The sequence below is a fragment of the Pseudoalteromonas sp. TB64 genome, assembly GCF_000498095.1.
Lineage (GTDB): Bacteria > Pseudomonadota > Gammaproteobacteria > Enterobacterales > Alteromonadaceae > Pseudoalteromonas.
Window position 1 is genome coordinate 28126 of sequence record NZ_AUTQ01000245.1, and the last position, 20405, is coordinate 48530.

Annotated in this window: 20 protein-coding genes and 1 pseudogene; 8 read left to right on the forward strand and 13 right to left on the reverse strand. The window is 36.2% G+C overall.

From position 1 onward, the window contains the following. Positions 1 to 120 precede the first annotated feature (120 nt). The 3 genes from yjjG to L647_RS0120485 form a co-directional block, all read right to left on the reverse strand. The gene (gene yjjG / locus L647_RS0120475) at positions 121 to 795 is read right to left on the reverse strand and encodes a pyrimidine 5'-nucleotidase (RefSeq protein WP_024612674.1); all 675 of its coding nucleotides are present in this window, start codon (positions 793 to 795) and stop codon (positions 121 to 123) included. Positions 796 to 808: 13 nt separating this feature from the next. Then, the gene (gene yjjX / locus L647_RS0120480) at positions 809 to 1354 is read right to left on the reverse strand and encodes an inosine/xanthosine triphosphatase (RefSeq protein WP_024612675.1); all 546 of its coding nucleotides are present in this window, start codon (positions 1352 to 1354) and stop codon (positions 809 to 811) included. A 78-nt stretch (positions 1355 to 1432) separates the two neighbouring features. Continuing rightward, positions 1433 to 2332 carry a phosphoribulokinase gene (locus L647_RS0120485; RefSeq protein WP_024612676.1) on the reverse strand — a complete coding sequence of 300 codons (900 nt, stop codon included), beginning with the start codon at positions 2330 to 2332 and terminating at the stop codon, positions 1433 to 1435. A 116-nt stretch (positions 2333 to 2448) separates the two neighbouring features. Between L647_RS0120485 and L647_RS0120490 the strand changes: the two genes are divergently transcribed. After that, positions 2449 to 3324, forward strand: a complete 876-nt coding sequence (locus tag L647_RS0120490) for a hypothetical protein (protein ID WP_024612677.1) — start codon at positions 2449 to 2451, stop codon at positions 3322 to 3324. Between the two features lie 105 nt (positions 3325 to 3429). Next, complete coding sequence (locus L647_RS0120495) at positions 3430 to 3795, forward strand: hypothetical protein (RefSeq protein WP_007579906.1); 366 nt, start codon at positions 3430 to 3432, stop codon at positions 3793 to 3795. A gap of 81 nt (positions 3796 to 3876) precedes the next feature. Here L647_RS0120495 and L647_RS0120500 read toward each other — a convergent pair whose 3' ends face one another. The 6 genes from L647_RS0120500 to L647_RS0120525 all read right to left on the reverse strand — a co-directional run bounded on the left by L647_RS0120500 (position 3877) and on the right by L647_RS0120525 (position 9378). After that, positions 3877 to 6450, reverse strand: a complete 2574-nt coding sequence (locus tag L647_RS0120500) for a M1 family metallopeptidase (RefSeq protein WP_024612678.1) — start codon at positions 6448 to 6450, stop codon at positions 3877 to 3879. A 127-nt stretch (positions 6451 to 6577) separates the two neighbouring features. Further along, positions 6578 to 7258: a hypothetical protein gene (locus L647_RS0120505; RefSeq protein WP_024612679.1), complete on the reverse strand. Its 681-nt coding sequence runs from the start codon at positions 7256 to 7258 to the stop codon at positions 6578 to 6580. 170 nt (positions 7259 to 7428) lie between these two features. After that, positions 7429 to 7779 carry a DUF2750 domain-containing protein gene (locus tag L647_RS0120510; RefSeq protein WP_024612680.1) on the reverse strand — a complete coding sequence of 117 codons (351 nt, stop codon included), beginning with the start codon at positions 7777 to 7779 and terminating at the stop codon, positions 7429 to 7431. Positions 7780 to 7796: 17 nt separating this feature from the next. After that, positions 7797 to 8375 carry a glutathione S-transferase family protein gene (locus tag L647_RS0120515; RefSeq protein ID WP_024612681.1) on the reverse strand — a complete coding sequence of 193 codons (579 nt, stop codon included), beginning with the start codon at positions 8373 to 8375 and terminating at the stop codon, positions 7797 to 7799. A gap of 62 nt (positions 8376 to 8437) precedes the next feature. Further along, a complete protein-coding gene (locus L647_RS0120520; RefSeq protein ID WP_024612682.1) occupies positions 8438 to 8719 on the reverse strand; it encodes a peptidylprolyl isomerase in 282 nt (93 codons plus the stop codon). 83 nt (positions 8720 to 8802) lie between these two features. Continuing rightward, positions 8803 to 9378, reverse strand: coding sequence for a glutathione peroxidase (locus L647_RS0120525; protein WP_024612683.1), 576 nt, complete (start codon positions 9376 to 9378; stop codon positions 8803 to 8805). A gap of 82 nt (positions 9379 to 9460) precedes the next feature. Between L647_RS0120525 and L647_RS0120530 the strand changes: the two genes are divergently transcribed. The 3 genes from L647_RS0120530 (at position 9461) to L647_RS0120540 (ending at position 13241) form a co-directional block, all read left to right on the forward strand. Continuing rightward, a complete protein-coding gene (locus tag L647_RS0120530) occupies positions 9461 to 9949 on the forward strand; it encodes a GNAT family N-acetyltransferase (RefSeq protein WP_024612684.1) in 489 nt (162 codons plus the stop codon). A 119-nt stretch (positions 9950 to 10068) separates the two neighbouring features. After that, positions 10069 to 12063 (forward strand): ATP-binding protein, encoded by a 1995-nt coding sequence (locus L647_RS0120535; protein ID WP_024612685.1) that lies wholly within the window; start codon positions 10069 to 10071, stop codon positions 12061 to 12063. 50 nt (positions 12064 to 12113) lie between these two features. After that, on the forward strand, positions 12114 to 13241 hold the full coding sequence (locus L647_RS0120540) for a response regulator (protein WP_024612686.1): 1128 nt from the start codon (positions 12114 to 12116) through the stop codon (positions 13239 to 13241). Positions 13242 to 13288: 47 nt separating this feature from the next. Here the strand turns inward: L647_RS0120540 and queG are convergent, their stop codons facing one another. The 4 genes from queG to L647_RS0120560 all read right to left on the reverse strand — a co-directional run bounded on the left by queG (position 13289) and on the right by L647_RS0120560 (position 17323). Continuing rightward, a complete protein-coding gene (gene queG, locus L647_RS0120545) occupies positions 13289 to 14422 on the reverse strand; it encodes a tRNA epoxyqueuosine(34) reductase QueG (RefSeq protein WP_024612687.1) in 1134 nt (377 codons plus the stop codon). Between the two features lie 66 nt (positions 14423 to 14488). Continuing rightward, entirely contained in the window at positions 14489 to 15706 is a 1218-nt protein-coding gene (locus L647_RS0120550; protein WP_024612688.1) for a methyl-accepting chemotaxis protein, read from the reverse strand. A gap of 49 nt (positions 15707 to 15755) precedes the next feature. Continuing rightward, on the reverse strand, positions 15756 to 16460 hold the full coding sequence (locus L647_RS0120555) for a glycerophosphodiester phosphodiesterase family protein (protein ID WP_024612689.1): 705 nt from the start codon (positions 16458 to 16460) through the stop codon (positions 15756 to 15758). Further along, positions 16457 to 17323, reverse strand: a complete 867-nt coding sequence (locus L647_RS0120560) for a DMT family transporter (protein ID WP_024612690.1) — start codon at positions 17321 to 17323, stop codon at positions 16457 to 16459. Before L647_RS0120560 ends, L647_RS0120555 begins: the two co-directional genes overlap by 4 nt. A gap of 318 nt (positions 17324 to 17641) precedes the next feature. On the opposite strand from L647_RS0120560, the pseudogene L647_RS01000000124730 reads away from it, so the two are divergent. From L647_RS01000000124730 to L647_RS0120580, 3 genes and pseudogenes are all read left to right on the forward strand, one after another. Further along, a pseudogene (locus L647_RS01000000124730) lies at positions 17642 to 18730 on the forward strand (sensor histidine kinase). 30 nt (positions 18731 to 18760) lie between these two features. Then, a complete protein-coding gene (locus L647_RS0120575; RefSeq protein ID WP_024612691.1) occupies positions 18761 to 19375 on the forward strand; it encodes a response regulator transcription factor in 615 nt (204 codons plus the stop codon). A 155-nt stretch (positions 19376 to 19530) separates the two neighbouring features. After that, the gene (locus tag L647_RS0120580) at positions 19531 to 20265 is read left to right on the forward strand and encodes an enoyl-CoA hydratase/isomerase family protein (protein WP_024612692.1); all 735 of its coding nucleotides are present in this window, start codon (positions 19531 to 19533) and stop codon (positions 20263 to 20265) included. Positions 20266 to 20405 lie beyond the last annotated feature (140 nt).

Below are 20405 nucleotides of genomic sequence, written 5' to 3' on the forward strand. Positions count from 1 at the left end.
CCTGTACTTAATAAATACAGAGCTCACAAACAGTTATAAAAAAGACGCTAATTAGCGTCTTTTTTTTGCCTTAAATTTAATAATTTATAACATTATTCGTTTTTATATTTCATTTCAAAATTACAGTTCTAAAATAGCCTGTAACTGATTTAAATTAGTGACAGAATATGTAGGTTTTATTCCTTCAGGTAATTGCTCACCAGGGTGTTGTAACCAGCAGGTATCAATACCGGCATTGTTGCCGCCAAGTATGTCACTTGCTGCTGTATCGCCCACCATTAATATTTGGCTTTTATCTGGGTTGCCCATTAATTCAAATGCATGTTCAAAAATAGCTTTATTAGGTTTTGCTATACCTACTAGTTCAGATATTACTAACCATTCAAACATATCTTTTAAGCCTGTGTGCTCAAGGCGTACGGTTTGTAAACGAGCAAAACCATTAGTGATAATACCCAGCTTAGCATTCGGCTTAAGCTTATTTAAAAGCTCAATAGCACCTGGTAATGGCTCACAAATTTGCGCCATTGCATCTAAAAAAGCATCGTTTAGCTCTTTTGCTGGCACACTTAGTTTTGCAGCCCATTCGTTAAAGCGGGTTACTTGTAAGTAATCAGCAGTTATAGAGCCGTTTTGATAATCCACCCATAGTTGCTTATTAGTTTTTTGATAATGAATGTAATCGTCTTGGCTAAAATTTACATCGTAGGCTTTAAACATACGAGTCATGCCCGCTAGAATATCAAACTTAAATAAGGTTTCGTCTGCATCAAACAATACATAGCTGTATTTCATTAAACTTCCTAAATTAATTTGTTTGGCTGTAAAGCTCAGAATGTAAAAAAGGTGCCATTGCTAAAGTCAGCGCTTGAGTGTAAGTACTTTCACGCGTGGCATGATGATTGGTGAGTAGACCTATTGCGCCACCTTGTTGCTTAATATTGGTGGTATTAAATGCTTTATCCATTACATCACCAAGTTCTTCACCTTTAAGTAATGCGTTATAAAGTACTTGGGGTAGGGGGAGGTTACTACTGCGTCCTACAACTTGATTTAAGCCATTATCAATTACTACATAAGCAAACGTTGCGGGTCCATAGCTAAATTGCTCTGCACCGCCTTCCATTGCCACATAGTAGTGAGCCTGATGGTCAGTTTTGCAGTAATTTACACGGTTTTGAGCGCCAATTCGGGTTTCGTCTTCACCAATAGGTTGATCAGGTACATTAGAAGGAGCGTTAACACCTTCGCAATCAATAATGTGTTCTGGAAAATACATAGTAAAAATATGTTTGGCTGCATTTATTTTTACAGGATTTTTAGAACCGACAATAATTTTTAATTGTTGCGACATACTGCTCTCACTTTAAGCAAAATCAGCAGTGTACGTGAGTTAGCTTTAACAAAAAAGAGCAATACGACCAACTTAATATTAAATCGGTAAATCCAGAGGAGCTAGGTTTTCTAATGCGCGTTTTTTTAAAATAATATCTTTAATAAGTGGTGTAAGTACAAGCTCCATAGCTAAACCCATTTTACCACCAGGCACTACAAGTGTATTAATACGTGACATAAAGCTGCCTTCAATCATGCGTAAATAATAAGGAAAATCAACATCCTCAATCCCTCTAAAACGAATAACTACAAAGCTTTCATCTAACGATGGAATATCTTTCGCGCTAAATGGGTTTGATGTATCAACTGTTGGTACTCGCTGAAAATTAATATGGGTACGAGAAAACTGAGGGGTTATATGATTAATATAATCATCCATACTGCGTACAATAGAGCCCATAACTGCTTCGCGAGAATGCCCTCGCTCCGAAGTATCGCGTATTAACTTTTGAATCCATTCAAGGTTAATAATAGGCACCATGCCTATTAGTAAGTCGACATGCTTAGCCACGTCTACATCTTGATCGACTACACCGCCGTGCAGTCCTTCATAAAATAAAATATCAGTACTGTGATCAAGATCTTGCCAAGGAGTAAATGTGCCTGGCAGCTGATTGTAAGGAACTGCTTCATCGAATGTATGTAAATAACGGCGCAGCTTACCTTGCCCTGTATCACTGTAATGACCAAAGAGGGTTTCTAAAGCGCTAAAGTCATTGGCTTCTCGACCAAAGTAGCTAATATGCTTACCTTCTTGTTGTGCTTCTCGTACTTTTTTATCCATTTCAGGGCGAGTGTAACGGTGAAAGCTATCCCCTTCGATAAAAGCCGCTTTAATATTTAGGCTACGAAAAATATGTTTAATTGCATTGGTCGTGGTAGTTGTACCCGCACCAGAGGAACCCGTTATTGCAATGATAGGATTTTTAGCTGACATGTTATTTCTCTTTTTTAGGACCAAGTTAGTTATAAAGAGCTTACTGACTCAGGTCAAGTGACGTCATCAGCAAATAACGTTATCATGAGGTGCTTAAAATTAAAACGAGAGAAAGCATGAAACTTATTAAACCACTGATTGGCTTCTTTTCATTAAGTGCTTTAACCTTAGGTGTAGCACAGGCTAGCATGCCAAAAAGCCAAGTATTACTTGCAGATTTAAACACCCCTTATGGGTTACAAGTAAGCATAGTAAGCGACAAAAACAGTTATAATAATCAACCTAATTTAATTGATAATGGCGTGTATTTTACGCATGAAGTAATTACTAATGGGCAAAGTCAAACCGATATCGTCTATTACGATTTAACAACAAAGCAAATTACCAACATAACAAACTCGCCTGTAAGCGAATATTCGCCAACCATTATGCCAAATAAAAATAACTTATCAGCTATTGTTGTAGAAGCTGACGGTAAGCAAAAACTGTGGCAATACCCTCTTAAAAGCGAAAATGCACCAAGTCGAATTTTTGATTGGATTGAACCTGTTGGATATCACGCATGGGGTATTCAAAATGATTTAGTGATGTTCATTTTAGGCAAGCCCCATACACTTCAATATACTTCTGTTGAAGAAGCGAAGGGACAAGTAGCTGCGAGTAATATTGGACGAACGCTTATTTATAACAAGTCGACGGCTACATTTTTATTTAGTTACACCAAGAACGAGCAACATATTTTAGCTAGTTTTAATCCACAAGATAAGCAAGTTGAAGATTTACTAAGATTACCGGCTCAAGTTCAAGATTTTATTTTAAAAGATGATACGACTATTGCCTACGCCATTAAAAATCGTGTTTATCAGCGTAAGCTCGATGGAAGTGACGAAGTATCGCAATGGCTTAATTTAGGTACTTACTGCGAAACAAACATTACAAGAATGAGCTACAACAATGAAAAGCTCGCTTTTGTGTGTGATGTAATTAAGTAAAACAGCATAAATAAATACAGACTTCATACAAATTGCATTAAATTAATGCTCTAACAATACGTATACGTTAAGGTAATGCGTAAATTTAACTAATAGGGATTACACGTGGCTTATAGTGCAGACGAGCTAACAGAACAGCTCATTAAATTACAGTGCAGAAGTAATTTTAAGATTAAAAACATTGCAGAGTACATGTTAGTAAATTCTAAAGAAGCTTTTTATACCCACAGCGAAAGCGGCAAGGGTAAAATAGTAATTCGCCCCGCATTTGAAGTGTTTAGTGATGATTTTAGTGATATTGATGGCGTAACTCGTGCGCAAGGCTACTTTCATAGCAGCGAGATGACACGCTTTCCTACACGTATTTTTAAAAGTGCTCAGCCTATTCACTACGGTGTTGCATTTAAAATAAATTCTGAGCAAGCGGCAAAAGACTTTATTGCTAAGCTAACGATGATTATTGGCAACTAATAAAGCTAAATATAAACGTAAAAAGCCGCTGAATTTATATTCAGCGGCTTTTGTATTTTTATAGCTTAATAAGCCTAAGAGTTACTTACTTTTTAAGAAGCTATTAACCGATTCAAGTTCGCGTGTTTTAAGCGCAATACAATCGTTTGTGCTTTCTTCAAGCTTACTTAATGTACGCGCGTAGCCAGCTACATCAACTACCTTTTTGTTAAAAAAGGTCTTTGTTTTAGCTAAGCTTTCTGCATCACAGCTTGCAGTTGTAAAGTACGGTAAGTTAGGTATAAAGAACGGCGGTAAACTTGCTGTTACTTTATCGTAGTTACTGTAAACCCAATCAATAAATAATGCTTGGCGCTCATCTGTGTAACTTTGACCCGATAAAATAGTACGCATGTCAGATGCAGTTACTTCATCCGTTAAGCTGTAAGCTAATACCGCTTTTTGTAATTCAGGTTTACCGAAAAAGCCCATTGCAGCAAGCATGTTAGTACGTACTTGTGGATCTTTAGTCGTTTTAAACGTTGTCATGAATTGATCAAGCAGTGCTTTGTCACCATGAAAAGCAGCAAGAGTTAAGTACGTGCCCGCCAAGTAAGGGTCTACTTTTTGTGGATCATTTAAATAAACTTGTGTTTGTTCTTTTGCTTTACTGATTACGTTTTTATCTTCGCCATCAAAACCTAAACGCGATACAACTGCAGCACGAAGCTGTGCAATAGCGCCGTCTTCTCCTGCTTTAGCTTCAAGACCATATTTTTTAGCCGCAGGCGTTACTGCACCACGAATAAATTCAGGCCATAGGTCTTTATTACTATCGTCTTTAAAAGTGCGTTGTTGCGATACTAAGTAACCTAATGCCGTATTTGATACGCGAGGATGGCTGTCACTTACGAACACTTCAAGAGTTTGCATTAATTTAGCAGCAGATATAACACCAGCATCAAGTAGTGCATCAGTAGCCGATAACAACGCTAAGCGTTCACGGTCACTAAGTACGCTCGGCGCCTTTTTAATAAGCGCGCTAAACTGTGCATCATCCATTACCCAACGGTAGTAGCCTAAAGCACCTTGGTCTGGATAAATCCACTCTGGTTCAAAGTCTAAATCTAGCGTTTGGCTTTGCTTATTAAGTAATACGTTTGCAGTTTTTACTTTATCGCCAGCGCCATATTTAATTGCAACTGGTACATTCCATAATTGCTCTGGTGCATCAACACCTGCATTTACAAAACGACTTTGTGAAATAGTTACTTTACTACCGTGCTGAGTTACTTTAACTAGCGGGAAAGAAGATTGTTCAATAAACGATTTTAAAACGCTTGCTACATCTTTGTTTGATGCTTTACCAAGTGCTTCCCATAAGTCAGCCGCTTCAGCATTTTTATATGAAAACTCTTTTAAGTAGCTTTGAATACCTTTTTGGAATGCATCTTCGCCAATCCAATTTTCGACCATAGCAAGTACTGAGCTGCCTTTACTGTAAGCAAGACCTAAACCATCCATAATGTCGGCTTCGGTTTTAATTGGCTTACGAATAGGCTTAGTGCTTAAACGTGCATCAAGTGCCATCACGTTATTTTGTGGCAAGTCTAAGTGCGATTCAAACTCAGGGTTAAGCTGCTTCGTAATTTTTGCAGCCATCCAGCTAGCAAACGCTTCGTTTAACCATAAGTCGTTCCACCATTTCATAGTTACTAAGTTACCGTACCATTGGTGAGCAAGTTCGTGAGCAATAATTGATACATTACGTTGTTTTTTACTGCGTGTTGCAGCAGCTAAATCAACCAATAAAATATCTTCTCGGTAGGTTACTAAACCTGAGTTTTCCATTGCGCCAAATGGAAATTCTGGTACAGCTACAGAGTCTAATTTTTTGTAAACGTAAGGAATACCAAAGTACGCTTCAAGTGCGCCCAGTACTTTTGGCATGTTTTCTTTTGCGTATTCAGCTAAATGAATTTTACCCTGAGGGGTAATAACACGACCAGGAATTGGCATACCTTTAATATCTAATTCTTCAAACGGACCAACAGCCATCGCTACTAAGTACGAAGGGATTGGCGGTGTTTTATCAAAAAAGTGTGTCGTCATATCGCCATTAACTGTTGTTTTTAGCTCTGGCGTATTTGAATATACTTTTTGTAATGTAGGCGCAGTAATTGTTAACTGAAATGGAATTTTATAACTTGGTTCGTCAAAAACAGGAAATGCACGACGTGCATCACTCATTTCAAACTGAGTAAATAAGTAAGGTGTGCCTTGATCTAACGTTTTGTATAAACCAACACTTTGACGATTATATGGCGCTGAAAAATCAACTTTAAGGATGTATTTACCTGGTTGAATTTGCTCATCACAGCTAAATTTAACTTTACCTGTTTTAAGCATTTCGTTGTTTAAATCACAGTTTTCTTCGCCTAGCAGTTGCGCCATTTTAACTGCGTAAGCCACGCCATTTAATTCAATATATTTTGTTGGCTTAAGTACTTCTAGGGAAATTTCAGTCATCCCTGTAAACGTATCTTGGCTCGGGTCGAGTGTTAACGACACTTTTTGTGAGTTTGGTTTTGCGAGTTTTTCAATAACGAATTCGTTAGCGTTTGCAGTATTCATTGCAAAAGCAACGCTTACTGTTAAGAGGCTTTTAAGAAACATAGTGATCCCTAGATTATTGTTGTTAGAAACTTCCCAAATAGATTGGGTACAGCTTATCGTACCAGCTTTTTTAAATGGAGTAATTGATTATGCCCGTGGCTTCAAGGGTAAATGGTAACAAAGTTTGTCAGTTGCTTTCGCGTGCTATAAAACGCTGCCAGCTTAACTGAGAATTTATAATACGTATTTGCTGAATAACGGTATTTAGCAAAGTGATATCGCTAAACGTATCGTGCTGATACTCGTTAAAGCCCATTAAGTAATTAAATGCGCCTTTAGAGTTTGCCTGTAAGGCATAAATACGAACTTGTTGTTCAAAATTAAGGCGTAAGCTACTAATGGCCGTTTTCATTCCGAGCTGATCTATATTAGGAATGGCGCATTTTTGTAAGTAACCAGCACGCTCACCTTCACCTGAAAACCAAATCCGAACTTTTTCACTATATCTACCTGTTTTAGCAGGTAAATCGAACATCAAGCGATGATGGTTTTGTGATTTGATCAAATTTATATAGTCGTTAAATCCGGCATTAATGAGAGCTTTATGGACAGGTACAAGTCGAGGTTTTATTTTTCCATGGGTATGGAAGTTAAAACATAAGGTATTTTGCTCAAGAGATAGGTCATCTAGTGTTAAACAGCCAATTTCATCGCTGTAAGCACCACTATAATAAGCAATTAAAGGCAGCCAAAAATGCCAATGCTTTGCTTGTTCACGCGCAAGCTTAAAATCACCGTATATATATCCATTATAAAGAGTATGCAGCTCCATGGCTGAAAAAGGGCGGCGACCAAGATGGGTTTTCAACGCAATACCTTGAAAATAATGACATGTTCTATTTTATACTTAAACTGCTTAAATATGCGAGTTTGGATTTGAATAACTTAAAATATTTATATAGATTAAAATATGCAGCTTAAACAAAAACACCCTGCACATTTAAATATGCAGGGTGTTTTTATAGTCATGTAGCTAAATTATTCGCTTAAAGCGCGAGCCAAACCTACAGGTTCAATTTCTACACATACTTGGTCGTCATTCCAGTTAATGCCTACTAATGCACTATCTTCGTTTAAGTCTTCAACCCAAGTATCTAAAAATTCATCAAGGTTAATTTCTACAGGACTGTATTCTTTCCATTCATCTTTACATTGGGCTTTAGCGGCTTCTTCACTTTCCCAAAGTAGTAATACGTCAGTCTCATCAAATTGATTTGAATCGCACACTACAAAGCCATTATCGTCTGCACCTAGTGCCCAAATTACTTCGCTAATACGTACTTTTTCAACAAAGTTGACTAGTTGTGATTCAATTTCGATATCGCTCATGTATTTACCTTTTTAAATTAGTGACGAGGATTAGTGTCTATTGCTGCTTGGCGTTTGCTGTATTGCTGATGAAAAGCAACAAGCGCTGAGTGCTGACTGAAATCAGTCAACTCACGAAAGCAAATCCAATCAAGCAGGCAGTATAAACTGATGTTGAGGCATTCACAGCTTTTAAATTCATCATCAGTTAAATGGGTATTTAAATAGCTTAATGTTTGTGCAATACGTTCGTTTTGTAAATTAAAAAATAATTTATCACTTTGCGTATCAAAACCAGAGCGCTTGCATAAAACCATTTCAACTAGAGAGTCATTACAGGCATTGATAATTGTAAGTAGGTTTTCTTGCGCCCAAGTTAATTTTTCTTGAGCTGTTTTTTCAAGTAAATAACGCAATATTGAATTTGAATCACCGAGTGTTAAATCACCATCAATAAGGATAGGGATTTTACGAGCTGGGTTTTTACTTATCATTGTAGGGCGATCTTGCTCTGAGAAAATATCTAAAGTGACAAGCTCTAGATCACAGTTGTTTTCAAGCGCCCATATTCTAATTCTACGAGCATAAGGTGAGGCTACAGTGCTAATTAGTTGCATAATTACTCCATAAAAAAGCCGCATAAGCGGCTTTATTTAAAAACGTGCGGTTTCAGACTAATTTATTCTGAACGGCTGGTAACTTCAAGTAAATGATAACCAAATTGTGTTTGCACTGGGCCCTGTACTTCATTAATAGGCGCAGAAAATACTACTTTATCAAACTCAGGTACCATCATACCAGGACCAAACTCACCAAGGGCTCCGCCATCTTGACCAGAAGGACAGTTAGAATGTACTTTTGCTAGGTCAGCAAAAGCTTCACCTTGTTCAATCTTTGCTTTTAAGTCTAAACATTGTGCTTCACTATCTACTAATATGTGTCGTGCGCTTGCCACTGTCATAAATTCTCCGCTTGTATTTGATGTTTTTTTAAACTAATGAAATATCATTCTAGTTAGTTTCAACTAATTGTACCAGTATAAACCTATTTATCAGAAAGCGCATTTTCAATTGCAGCAATCATCTCATCTGATTCTGGTGATACTTTACTGTTAAAGCGTAAAATAGTTTTACGGTCTTTTGACACTAAATATTTATAAAAATTCCAATTAGGAGCACTTGTTTGTTCGTTTAAATGCTTAAAAATTGGATTTGCATTATTTCCACGTATTTCGCTGGTGGCAAACATAGGAAATGTTACGCCATAATTAATAAAGCAAACTTTAGCAGTCGCTTGCTCATCATTTTCTTCTTGAAAAAAATCATCCGAAGGAAAACCCAATACCACTAAACCTTGTTCTTTATAGCGCTTGTAGAGGGTTTCTAAGCCTTTAAACTGCGGCGTATAACCACAATTACTTGCTGTATTTACAATTAGTAGAGGTTTATTTTTAAACTGGCACAGGTTTATTGATTCTTTAGAGCGTAGTTTACGAATATCTACATTCGTAAAGTCTTGGCAAGTTTGTTCTAGTTTATCATTACTAGCTAAGTTCTCCTGAGCTTGTAAAGAGGCATTAAAAAGTAAAACACTCAACCCTAAAATAATTATTTTTAGCATGGCTATTACCTAAAATTTACGATTGTTTGAACTGATGATCATACGCTAATATGGGGTAAATTGATCAATCACGAAACTTCTTATGACAACTCGTTTAGCAAATATTAATGACTTAAGTGACATTGTAGCAATTTATAATGAAACCATTGCCGGTAGAATGGTAACCGCTGATACCGAAGAGGTAAGCGTTGAGGAAAAACGCGATTGGTTTAATGGTCATACAAAAGAGCGACCTATTTATGTTTACTGCGAAAATAAGCAAATACTTGCATGGTTAAGTTATAAGTCATTTTACGGACGACCTGCTTACGATGGTACTGTAGAAATGAGTATATACATCACCTCAAAAGCACAAGGTAAAGGGCTTGGTAAAAAATTAATGGAGTTTGCACAAACTCAAGCTAAGCAATTAAATATAAAAGTATTACTCGGTTTTATTTTTAGCCATAACCTACCAAGCGTAAAATTATTTAAGCATTTTAACTTTGATGTATGGGGTGAATTACCTAACGTTGCCATTATGGATAACAAACCATACAGCCTCACTATTTTTGGAAAACATCTAGAATAAAGACAGTATTCATTTTAGGTAATATTTTCTTACAAAATAAGTGCAAGAACATATGCTAACTAAACAATAATAGACTACGCTATTAACATATTAAGTTAATTAATTTTAAGTGTAGCTTGATGATTCGAAAAATATTAATTGTAGATAGCAGTAGCATAATAGCTATGCGAGTAAAGGTACTATTAGAGTTAATGGGATGTGAGGTCGAATTAATTCATTTCTCTATGCTTGATATGTACACAAATGTGAGTTGTTACGACTTAGTTGTGGTTGCGCATGGTGTTTCGGTTTCTGCTATTAAAGCTTTAGTTGAAAAAGTGCCACAAGATCGATTTATGTTATTGGCACCTAAAGCCGAAAGTGGTGAACAACTCAATGCATTTAGTGAGCTTAATCATGTTGCACCTAATGCAACGGTGGTTTACCCGTTTTTTTCTAATAAAGAAATCACCTCTTTACTAGAAAGCCTACTAGAACTTGGCTTTGATCATATTCTTCAGTTGCCAACTATTTTATTAGTTGATCATATACCTGAACGTCTCGAAAAAATGAAAAGCAATTTAGTGGGCGCACACATTAAAACCCACACTGCAACAAACTTAACTGAAGCACTAAACGTCTCAAAAAATAATAAAATAGATATACTCATTAGTGACTTTAGTTTAGATAACGGTACAGGGTTAGATATTTTCTCTGATTTAAAACGATTGCAGGCTGATTGCCGATGTTTGTTATTTACATCCCGTCCAGATCAAGTTTCGATGATAGAAGCAATTCGTAAAGGCGTAGAAGATGTATTAGTAAAACCGCTTAACGATAACGTCCTACTGCAGTCGGTTCATAAGTTATGGCAAACCGAATTACTAAAAAGGCACAATGCTGAACTTGTTGAAAGACTACAAGATACTGTTGATGCACTCATTGAAAAAGACAGTTTATTACAAGTAATCTATAAACATACGCCAGACCCAATAATGTTATTTAAAAAAAATGGCGAAGTAATTGAAGCAAATGATGCTTGCTTAAAGTTGTTTAATTTAACGTTTAGCGAGCTCGAACACAGGTCAGTTTTTAACTTTTTAGATGCAGATTCAATTACAGGTATAAAAGATAAAATATTAACATTAAACAGTAATCGCCAATTTAGTTGCGACTTACGCTTATCAAAGGCGGCGGGCGGGTATGTGCCGCTTGTAGGTTCATTTAATGAAATAGATCATCATGGTGAAATAGCACTCGCTGTAATCTTTAAAAATGTGACTCATTTAAAACAAAAAGAAGAGCTACTACTTGAGGCTAAAGATGTTTTAGAGGAACAAGTTAGAGCACGAACTTCACAGCTCGAACACGCCAAAAATGTTGCTGAAGCTGCAAACCTTAGTAAATCAGAATTTTTAGCAAATATGTCGCATGAACTACGTACACCAATGCATTCAATATTAAGTTTTGCGCGCTTTGGACTTAGTAAATTAGAAGCTGGCGACTTTGCCAAAGAAAAGCTTTTAAAGTACCTATCTCGTATTGAATGCAGTGGTGAGCGATTGCTTTCATTACTTAATAATCTACTCGATTTGTCTAAGCTTGATGTGGGGAAATTTCCTTTTAATCCTCAGCCTTACAACTTAGCTAATATTATTAAAACAAGCATAGACGATGTCGCTGGAACAGCGATGGAAAAAGAGATTGAAATTGTATTCACCCCGCAGCCAACTCCTATTATTGCACAATGTGACGAAGAGCAAATAAATCAGTTATTGCGTAATGTATTAGGTAACGCATTAAAATTTAGCGAACCCAAAAGTAAAATATTGATTAGTTTAGAGTCGGACGATGACTTTGCTACATTAGAAGTAATAGATACAGGTATAGGTATACCAGAAGATGAGCTAGAGCATATTTTTACCAAGTTTGTGCAAAGTAGTAAAACAAACAGTGGTGCAGGTGGCACTGGCTTAGGACTTGCCTTGTGCAGAGAATTTGTTTCTTTGCATCAAGGTAATATTACTGCATTAAATAATGAAAAGGGCGGTGCTACTATATGCATACAAATACCGCTAAAAATAAATTTAGATGAACATCTAACCGATGAAAAACTAGCAGAACAAGCGAGTTAAAAATTGGTTAGTGAGCAGAATAACCTTATTAGGAATTTGGATTATAAATTATGACGTTAACTAAAATTCTTGCTGTTGATGACGAGCCCTTTAATCTTGAAATAATTGAAGAGATTTTAGAGGATCTTGATTTTGAATTAAAAGTGGCGATGAGTGGTCCAGAATGCTTGGGGATGGTTGAAGATTTTATGCCGCAAGTAATCTTACTTGATGTAAGTATGCCGCAAATGAATGGCTACGAAGTGTGTAAAAGTCTTAAATCGAACCCTAATACAGCACACATTATTGTAATGTTTGTGTCGGCTCGCGGTACAGTGGAAGAGCGCATGGAAGGTTACTCAGTAGGTGCTGAGGACTACATTGTAAAACCATTTGGTCATGATGAACTTAAATCAAAGCTGAAAAACTTAAATCACGTATTAGTAGAAAAACAGAGTCTTGAAAAACAAGTTGAAGATGCAACATCAACTGCATTTAATGCAATGGCTAATAGCAGTGAAATGGGGAAAATAGTTAACTATGTCGAAAACATAGGGCTTATAAATGATTTTAAAAGCTTAGGCAAAGCACTGGTAGATTGTTTGCAGTCTTTTGATTTGAAAAGTAATGTAGAGTTTAGACATAACGATGAGAATGAGCATTTTGCATTAAATGGTGTTTGCTCACCTATTGTTATAGAACTGTTTGAAATGCTTAAAAACAAAGGTCGATTACATGAATTTTCACATCGGATTTTAGTTAACTATGAACTAATTAGTTTATTAATATTAAATATGCCTGATCACGATCCAGACAAGCACGGACGAATTAGAGACCACGTATGCTTTATTGTGAGTGTTACTGAGCAGCAACTACGTGCCATTATGACAAAGCAAATGCTTGAGTCACAACAAAAACAACTTAATTCTATTGCAAGTACAGTGCACAGTAAGTTTCACAGCTTAATTAGTCTGTTAAACGATAACCGCCAAAATAACGAAAAAGTATTTAAACAGCTTCAAGAAGAGCTTGAAGAACGAATACCTTCTATGGGATTAGATGAAGATCAAGAGATATTTATCTACAAAAAAGTGGATGAAACCATCCAAAAATCAGTGGCTCGAGAGGAGTCTGTTCAGCAAGTAAAAGCAGCTTTTGCTGAAATAGAACAAGATTTATCGTTACTTTTAAAAAGCTAAATAAATTTAATTAAATAATGTTACTTCAAAGGCTTACACCAATCGCATTATGCGTCTCTGGGTAAGCCTTTTTCTACAATTCTAATTAACCTTGCTGTTTTACGAAGTTTAACTCGTTGCTTATCGTTTTGCTGTGCGAGTGCCCAATTAATATGCTCTAAAACAAGCTCGCTACAAATTAAGCTTTTCTCTTCAAGCGCAAATATAATTGCAGGGCTAAATTGTGCATTACCCAATCCTACTGCTAAGTTACGTAGCCAACGTTCGTGACCAATACGGCGAATAGGGCTGCCTTCGGTGTTTTTTAAAAATGTAGGTTCATCCCAAGCAAATAGCTCAAGTAAGTCTTTATCTTTTAATTGTGTGCGAGGGTGGAAGTCATTCTCGTCTGTAATTTGCCCATAACGATTCCAAGGGCACACTAACTGGCAATCATCACAGCCATAAACTCTATTCCCTAATAACGTTCTATATTGCTCAGGAATTGGTCCTTGGTGTTCTATTGTTAAATACGATATGCATTTACGGGCATCAACAACATAAGGCTCTACAATTGCACCTGTTGGGCACAGAGTTATACAAGCAACGCATTTACCGCAGCCTTCAAAGGTGTTTTCTGCATCAATTGGTAGTGGTAAATCAACGAATAGTTCACCTAAAAAAAACCATGACCCAGCTTCTTGGTTAATTAATAAAGAATGCTTACCACGCCAACCTAAACCTGCTTTTTCAGCTAATTGACGCTCAAGTACTGGCGCTGAATCTACAAAGGGTCTAAAGCCATATTCGCCAATTTCTTGTTCTATTTTTTGACCGAGTTTTTTTAATCGATTACGCATTAATTTATGGTAATCACGACCCAATGCATAACGGCTTATATACGCTTTTTCTTTATTTTTTAGTGTTTTTGCAAAGCCAGCATCGGGAGGAAGGTAGTTCATTTTTACAGATACGACACGTTGTGTACCAGGTACTAATTCAGCTGGGCGAGCCCGTTTCATACCATGCGCTGCCATATAATCCATTGAGCCATGAAAGCCCGCATCAAGCCAGCGTTGAAGTTGAGCTTCATGATTACTTAAATCAATATCAGTAATACCCACTTCGCTAAAGCCAAGCTCTTGCCCCCAGGTTTTTATTTGTAGGGCTAGTTTTTCATAGTCTGGGGTTGGGTTGCTCACACGCTTTACACACTTAAATTAATAGCTGCGTAATTTACCATATTTACCAATAGGGTAAAACGCTTGTTAAAGCACAAAGCGTTTTAACTGTTGTTGAGTTTGTAAGCTTAACAGCTGGGATTGCTCACTATCTGCTAATGCAGTGTCTATTAGTTTTTTAGCGTGCTCACCTAGCGCTACAATTTGCTCAACAGAGTGATGAGTTTGGTTTTGTGTTTGTTCTAGCAAATGAACTGCACTGGCTATTTGCTGCAATTGTTGTTGGTTATGCTCAAACTCATTAAGCATTTTACTAAACCCGTCGGAGGTTGTGCTAATTGAGCTTTGCGCATTATTGGAGTGAGTAATTAATTGTTCTGATTCTTTATTTGTTTCATTTACTAGCTCATTCATTTGAGTAATAAAGTCACTAATTTGTCTGGTTGCCCCACTTACCTTTATAGATAGTGTGCGCACTTCATCAGCAACTACAGCAAAGCCTCGGCCGGCTTCTCCGGCTCTTGCTGCTTCTATTGCAGCGTTGAGCGCTAATAAATTGGTTTGATCTGAAAACTCTTCAACCATTTTTAAAATACTGCGGATATTTTCGCTGTTTTCTTTTAAACCTGCGACCGTATTTGAAAAACTCCCCAGCATATTAGTAATTAATTTAACTTGTTCAACAAGTGTTGAGAGTTCTTTAGCTGAGAGTTTTACAAACTCTAAATGTTCATTATTAATGCTGTGTACGCTATCAGTATTACCTACAATATTTTGTAAACTCTGAGTGATTTGCATGCTTGAATTAATAATACTGCTACTTAAGTTTATTTGTTGCTCGCTAGAATGCTGTGTATTTTTCATTGACTCAGCAACTGCTTTATTACTATCTGCACTTTCTTTAGCGCTACTATATGTTGTGTTTAGTAACTCGCCTAAGTGAGCGGTAAAAGTATTGTATTGTGAGCTTAAATCTCTAAACTCATCATATGAAAAGTGAGGTAATTTAGCGGCTAAATTACCATCTTGTTGATTTATTTTTATCAGCGTGTCGCGCATGGCACTAACGGGTCGCACAATTAAAAAGCGCATATAAAAAAGGGTAAATGCAAAGCCCATAATAATTATAAGTGTTAAAAGCCAAAACAGATTGGTACTTTGCTGCTCCTCCAGGCTTTGGTACAACCAAAATAAAGTAATAGCTTGAAACAAAAATACAAAACTTAAATTACCTACAATTTTACGCGTTAGTGTAAAAAAGAAGGTTTGCTCAATGTAATTATAAACTTTCATGCTGCCACTCATTTTGCTTAAACCTTAATTATTTGCATTGTTTAATTATCCAAAATTTAGGTTAATTATTAACTAATGATAGTAAACGTGTTTTTGTTTGCTCAGGATAATTGGTAAAAAGACCATCTATGCCATATTTAATCATTAATGCTATGTCTTGCTCTTTATCTACCGTGTAAGCATAAATTTTTAATCCGCGTTTTTTAGCGTCATCAACAAAGGCTTTATTAACAAAGTTTTTATCTACGTGCACACTGTAGGCATTTAAATCTTCAGCAAATTTTGCATAGTTGATTGGCATAGAAGATGTGAGTGCACCTATTTTTAACCATGGTAAACGCTTTTTAAGCCACTGTAGTTGATGATGATCAAACGATGATACTAAAATATTAGCACATGAAATTTTTCTAGCACTTATGTTTTGCTCAAGTTGAGCCACAAATTTTTCAAGTTCAAAAGCATGTTTAAGCTCTAGGTTCAGTAGTGTTTTATCGTTATTCCAATCTATTAATTGTTGTAGCGTTGGTACTTGCTCACCATTTCCAGCATCAAGTTTAGCTATAGTTGCAGCATCAAACTCATTTACTTTACCAGTGCCATTAGTCGTTCTATCAAGCCATGAGTCATGTATTACCATGTAATCATCAATTGCGCTTTGTATATCTACTTCAATACCATCAACGCCCACTTTTAATGCTTCTAAAATAGCGCTTTTAGTGTTTTCAGGAAAACTACCGCTGGCGCCTCTGTGTGCAAATACTTTCATTTACGTGCCTTTTGTGTGATTGACCAAGTTTCAAAGCAAGCCGCACTAACAATTAATATGCCACCTACAAGTGTCATTAGAGAAGGGCGTTCATGTATAATTATTATCGCAAGTAATGTGCCGTAAAGAGGTTGCAAACAAGCAATTAAACCAGCGGTAGCTGCCGACAAATGCTTTAAACTTGCTGCAAATAATGAATGCGGGGTCGCCGTAAAAATAACGCCTGCAATCAAAATTAAAGTAAGATCATGATTACTTACTTCATATATAGGCACTTCAATAAATGCGCATAGCATAATGCTTGCAACTAAGGTTTGATAAAACATTGTTTGCGGACCACTGTATTGGCTAAAGTAGCGCTTGTGGGTAATGTTTCTTAACGCAAAAAATAATCCCGAGAACACGCCCATTACTATTCCCATTGTTACATCGTCGCCTAAGTTTGCGCTTGGCACTAATAAATAAATACCTAATACAACAACTGCGGCACTTATTATATCTTTAGCTTTAGGTCTACTTTTATTGAAAAGCGGCTCTAAAAAAACGGTCACTACGGGGTAGCTAAAAAAGGCAAGCATACCAACTGTAATGCCCGCCATTTGCATACCCGCAAAATAAGTAACCCAATGTATACCTACAGCAACGCCTAATAATAAAACAATTAAATAATCTTTTGGTTTATTTAATTTAATCGGCTTTTTTTGTAAATACAGCATAAATAAAATAGCTATACCTGCAACCGCCGTTCTATAAACGGTAATATCTATGGCATTTAAATCAATAAGTTTGGCAAAAAGGGCGGTTCCGCCAAAAAGTAATACTGCAATGTGTAAGTAAAGTAGGCTTTGCTGCTGGGCTTGCATTTAGTTTCCTTGTTATGTTTTTTGAGCATATTAGCATTGGTTAAAAATTCTTGAGATTAATATTTTTCATACATGACAAATGTCAGAAAAGTTGATGACATTTCACACTCATATTATTTTTAGATGCAGGCATAGTTATCGTATTCAAATGGGGGTAACTATGAATTCTTTAATTTTAATAAGTTTATCTATCTGCGAGTTTTTTGAGACACAAAGCTTTAGTATTACGTTTGGTGTTTACTTTGTGCTCTTATATATTTTTGCGTTAATTAGTAAAAATATAACTATAAATAAAAACAATATACCTAAGGGATTAATATGAGCTCACTGAGTACTTTTTCTAAGCAAAGCGATAAAGGTTTTTGGAAATATGGACATCTTATTTTTACTGGCTTTTACTTATTACCGTTAATTATTGATTTTAAAAGTTTTACGACTAATCAAATCACTATGTCTTTAGCCTTTTATATTGCTTTTATTCTTTTGTATATAAAAGCAATTAATTGCGAAAGTACAAATGTAACCAAGTTATTTGTACCATTACTTCTCATTTGTTTTAGTGCGACTTTTTTTACTTCTGGTACACCTACATTATTTGGCTTTGTAGCTTATGTGGCAGGTTACGCATATAACAAAACACACAGAGTTTATGCTGCTTTAGCGATAATATTAACGGTTTTATTGAGCTCATATATTAGTGGTATGGCAAAGCTTGAGTATTTTTTATCTGTTGCTTTAATTTTATGTGCCGCGTTGTTTAGCTACGGAATTGCAGCAAAAAGAGAGCGTCAATATAAAAAACGTGAGCAAGAAAGTGCCACCCAATTAGAGCAACTAGCAGCCATTGCAGAGCGAGAGCGAATAGCCCGCGATTTGCACGATATTTTAGGTCACTCACTTTCATCAATTGCGCTTAAAGCTGAGCTTGCTAATAAATTACAAAAAGCTGAGCGGTTTGAACAAGCAGGAAGCGAAATTACCCAAGTTGCCGATTTAGCCCGTGCGCTTTTGTCTGATGTACGACATGCTGTTACCGATTTAAAACAGCAGCAATTAGCAGGGCAAGTCGAGCAATTAAAACAGCGCTTAGAAGAGCAAAATATTACAACTAATGTAACGCTTAACTTACCGTCGTTACCTGCAGTAATAGAAAGTGAGTTGTGCTTAATTATTAGAGAAAGCGTGACGAATATTTTACGCCACAGTAAAGCTAATAAATGCGATATAAACCTCACATAAAATAAACAAACCATAACGCTTAACTTGTTTAATAATGGCGATTGCAAAAGTATTACACCTGGCAACGGCTTAGCTGGTATTAAGCAACGTGTAGAGCAGTTAAATGGTCAAGTAGAGTTTGAAGCCAAAAATGGATTTAGACTTACCGCAAACATTCCTTTGTCATAAGTAAAATTAAAAAATAAGTGAATAAAAAGCATGATTAAAGTATTTTTAGTAGAAGACCAAGGATTAGTTCGCGATGCCATAGCAGCATTACTTGGTCTCGATTTTAATATAGAAGTGATAGGGCAAGCGTGCGACGGACAAGCCGCACTTGATCAATTATCTGGTTTATCTGACGAACTATTACCCGACATTGTGCTTAGTGATATAGAAATGCCAAATATAAATGGTATTGAATTGAGCGAAAAAATAGCTGCTAAGTACCCATCTATTAAAGTAGTAATAATGACCACGTTTTCTAGAGCGGGTTATATAAGGCGCTCACTTTCGGCAGGTGTTAAAGGCTTTATTTTAAAAGAAGCACCAAGTGAAGACCTAGTAAATGCGCTAAAAAAAGTAATGCAAGGTCAAAAAGTGATAGATCCTGAGCTTGCTATTAATGCTTTAGATGACTCCGATCCGCTTACCGATAAAGAACGTAAAGCGCTTAAACTCGCAAGCGACGGACTTAAAACAAGCGAAATAGCCAAGCAGTTGTTTATAAGCGAAGGCACTACACGTAATTACCTTTCAGACGCTATTGCTAAATTAAATGCGACTAACCGAATAGATGCTGCTCGTATAGCAAAACAAAAAGGCTGGCTATAAGCCAATACATAAATTAAGCCAGTACCGTACAATTTTAGCTTTTAGTTTGCTATAAACAGTGGGTTTATAAATTATAAGTAAAGTATTACTATGCTAATTATAAAAGTAACGAACAGCGCTTAAAGTTGACTTAAATAGCGCTAAAAGAGGGTTTAATGGCAAATTTAATAGAACTAACAACTAAAAATAACATCGCTATACTTACCATGAATACCGCTGAAAACCGTCACAATCCAGCATTTTTGGCTGAGTTTAATTTACATCTTGATCATATCGAAGCAGATCAAAGTATTAAATCTGTTATTTTAACGTCTGCGAGTGACAAAAACTGGTCATTAGGCATTGATCTTCAATGGATGTCTGACCCAAGTATTTTACCGGCTGCAATTTCTGACTTTATGGTGCAAATAGGCGATTTATTTAAACGCATAGTTACGTTTCCTATGCCTGTTATTGCTGCATTAAATGGTCATACTTATGGTAATGGTGCTGTACTTGCTTGCGCGTGCGACTTTAGATTTATGAAGTCAGATAAAGGCTTTTTTTGCTTCCCCGAAGTAGATGTAATGGTGCCCTTTGTACCGTCTATGTTTCCTATCATTAATAAAGCGATTCCACAAACATTTTTTAATCGTTTAGCTATGTCGGGCTTGCGTGTAGGCGCTAAGCAATTATTAGATAGCAATGTAGTTGAAGATATTTTTACAAACGACGATACCTTACAGAGCGGCGTACTTGAGTTTGCCCAGCAGTTTAATAAAAACCGCTGGATATATGGACAAAATAAAACGCAAATGAATAAACAAATTTTATTAACAATGAAAGAAGAAGATCCAAGTTTTATTGATAATATAAGTAAAATTCTTTGGAAAAACTTACAAAAAAAATAGTATAAAATAAATGTTTTAGTAACAGCTACAACATAGCCATATACACTTTGTAATTAAGGGCTCGTTAAGTCCTGTTACGCTAGATTTTTAGGCTATACAGTTAGGTAAAAGTGCTTTCTTAAAAGTTTAATGGCTTTTAC